The organism is Mycobacterium sp. (assembly GCF_032159765.1).
Classification (GTDB): Bacteria; Actinomycetota; Actinomycetes; order Mycobacteriales; family Mycobacteriaceae; genus Mycobacterium.
Map to the genome: position 1 here is coordinate 1 of NZ_JAVHWM010000027.1, position 2650 is coordinate 2650.

The following is a 2650-nucleotide window of genomic DNA, read 5'->3' on the forward strand; positions in this document are numbered from 1 at the left end:
CCCCCGACTCGCCGACGCAGCTCGTCGGCGGCGCCGGCTTCGCCACCGATTTCACCTCGGCCGACCACTTGGAACGCATGCTGTCGCTGGACAACGTGTTCAGCGCCGAGGACTTCGAACTGTGGGCGGGCCGCGTTCGAGCCGACGTCGCTGCGGACGTTCCGTTTCTCTGCGAACTCAAGATCGACGGTGTCGCATTGGCCTTGGTGTACCGCAACGGCCGGTTGGTCCGCGCGGCGACTCGTGGTGACGGGCGCACCGGCGAAGACGTGACGCTCAACGCGCGCACCATCGACGACGTGCCCGAGCGGCTGACCCCCAGCGCCGACCATCCGGTGCCCGACGTCCTCGAGGTGCGTGGCGAAGTGTTCTTCCGGCTCGCCGATTTCGAGACGCTCAACGCCGCGCTCGTCGAAGACGGCAAGACGCCGTTTGCCAACCCGCGCAACAGCGCCGCGGGGTCGCTGCGGCAGAAGGACCCCGCCGTGACCGCCCGGCGCAAGCTCCGGATGATCTGCCACGGGTTGGGGCATGTGGAAGGCTATCGACCGGCGACGCTGCACGACGCATATTTGGCGCTGGCCGCATGGGGGCTGCCGGTCTCCGACCACACCACCCGGGTGGAGGACGCGGCGGGCGCCCTCGAGCGGATCGCCTACTGGGGCGAACACCGCCACGACGTCGACCACGAAATCGACGGCGTGGTAGTCAAAGTCGACGACGTGACGCTGCAGCGCAGGCTCGGCTCGACGTCGCGCGCACCGCGCTGGGCGATCGCCTACAAATACCCGCCGCAGGAAGTTCAGACCGAACTACTCGACATCCGGGTCAACGTGGGCCGGACCGGGCGGGTCACACCGTTCGCGTTCATGACGCCGGTCACCGTCTCCGGGTCGACGGTCGGGCTGGCCACCTTGCACAACGCCGCCGAAGTCAAGCGCAAGGGGGTGCTGATCGGCGACACGGTGGTGATCCGTAAGGCCGGCGACGTGATCCCCGAAGTGCTGGGCCCTGTTGTCGACCTGCGCGATGGCTCCGAGCGCGAATTCGTCATGCCCACAACATGTCCCGAGTGCGGTACGACATTGGCTCCGGCCAAGGAGGGCGACGCCGACATCCGCTGTCCCAATTCGCAGTCCTGCCCGGCGCAGCTGCGTGAACGGGTGTTTCACGTCGCCGGTCGTGGTGCGTTCGACATCGAGGGGCTCGGCTATGAGGCGGCGACTGCGTTGCTCAAAGCGAAGGTGATCAACGACGAGGGTGATTTGTTCGCCCTCACCGAAGACGACCTGCTGCGCACGGAGTTATTCACCACCAAAAGCGGCGCGCTGTCGGCCAATGGCAAGCGATTGCTGGCCAACTTGGACACCGCGAAGAAGCAACCGCTGTGGCGGGTGTTGGTGGCGTTGTCGATTCGCCACGTCGGGCCAACCGCGGCAAGGGCATTGGCCACCGAGTTCGGCAGCCTGGATGCGATCACATCGGCGTCGACGGAACAACTCGCCGCGGTCGAGGGCGTCGGCCCGACCATCGCCGACGCGGTGACCGAGTGGTTCACCGTCGACTGGCATTGCCAGATTGTGGACAAGTGGCGATCGGCCGGGGTGCGGATGGCAGACGAGCGCGACGCGAGCGTGCCGCGCACGCTCGAGGGTGTGACGATCGTGGTCACCGGGTCGCTTCCCGGCTTCTCCCGCGACGACGCCAAAGAGGCGATTCTGACGCGCGGCGGCAAAGCCGCCGGTTCGGTGTCGAAGAATACCGACTACGTTGTCGCCGGTGATTCCCCCGGATCGAAGTACGACAAAGCCGTTGAGCTCGGTGTGCCCATCCTGGATGAGGATGGATTCCGAAAGCTCTTGGCGGAAGGCCCTTCTGAGTCAGGGAAGTAGCGGCAACCGCCACAGCGGGGTCTTTGGCTCGAGCAGCCACATGCGGATCGCGGTAAACCGGAACAGTCGAAGCGTGCCGGTGATGAGGATCGCGGCCAGTGGCAGGTCACACATTGCCGCCGTGAACTCCGACATCTGAAAGTCTCTGGGCCCGGCAGTCATCAGGTCGAACCAGGCATCGCAGATCAGCAACATGCCGGTGGCAAATGCGGTCAACAGCATCACTTGTCGGCGCAACATGCCGAAGACCACGGTTGCCGCCATCAGAGCAAGCAGAACAAGGTCGAACCCGACCCACGTTGCCGTCCAATCGTGCACCAGGTAGTCGTCGGGCAGCGCGAAGGCCAGATACACGATCCACGGGATCAGCACCAGCGTCCCGCCTGTCATGATCCCCAGCCAGCCCCAGCGGATGCGGTGCACAGCCTCTACCGGCAACAGCTCCGACAGGGGTCGCTCGAGGCGCTGGATGAGTTCGCGCCGCTCAGCGGGCGACATAGCGGCGATCTGGGCGTCGGTGAGCAGGTTCACCCCCGATTAATACCCCGTTTGGCGGGGCGTTTCAGTGCAAAAGGGTTGCGACGATCCCAGCCAGGTATCCCAGCCGGGCGACCTCCGAGGGCCGGAAGGCCGGGCCACCGGGCCTGCCGAGCACAACCGCGGTCTCGGGGGCGCCCAACGGAGCTGCGATCAGGGTGGTGTCCAGCTCCCGCCACAGCTGCGGCACCCAATCCTCGGTTGCGTCTAGGTCGGTGGCG

The 2650-nt window shown here is 66.0% G+C and carries 2 protein-coding genes and 1 pseudogene; 1 reads left to right on the top strand and 2 read right to left on the bottom strand.

Going from position 1 to position 2650, the window contains the following annotated elements; all coding sequences use genetic code 11:
• On the top strand, window positions 1–1892 hold a 1892-nt coding region (gene ligA, locus QOH60_RS03425; protein WP_526417105.1), incomplete at its 5' end, for an NAD-dependent DNA ligase LigA.
• Here the strand turns inward: ligA and QOH60_RS03430 are convergent.
• On the bottom strand, window positions 1881–2390 hold the full coding sequence (locus tag QOH60_RS03430; RefSeq protein WP_526417107.1) for a hypothetical protein: 510 nt from the start codon (window positions 2388–2390) through the stop codon (window positions 1881–1883). The two genes, ligA and QOH60_RS03430, sit on opposite strands and share 12 nt — an antisense overlap.
• Window positions 2391–2454: 64 nt before the next feature.
• Window positions 2455–2650, bottom strand: a pseudogene (locus tag QOH60_RS03435) (amino acid-binding protein); the annotation flags it as partial.

Excerpts from the sequence above, each read along its gene's own strand:
- QOH60_RS03430 (WP_526417107.1), bottom strand. The coding sequence starts at position 2,390 with ATGTCGCCCGCTGAGCGGCGCGAACTCATCCAGCGCCTCGAGCGACCC.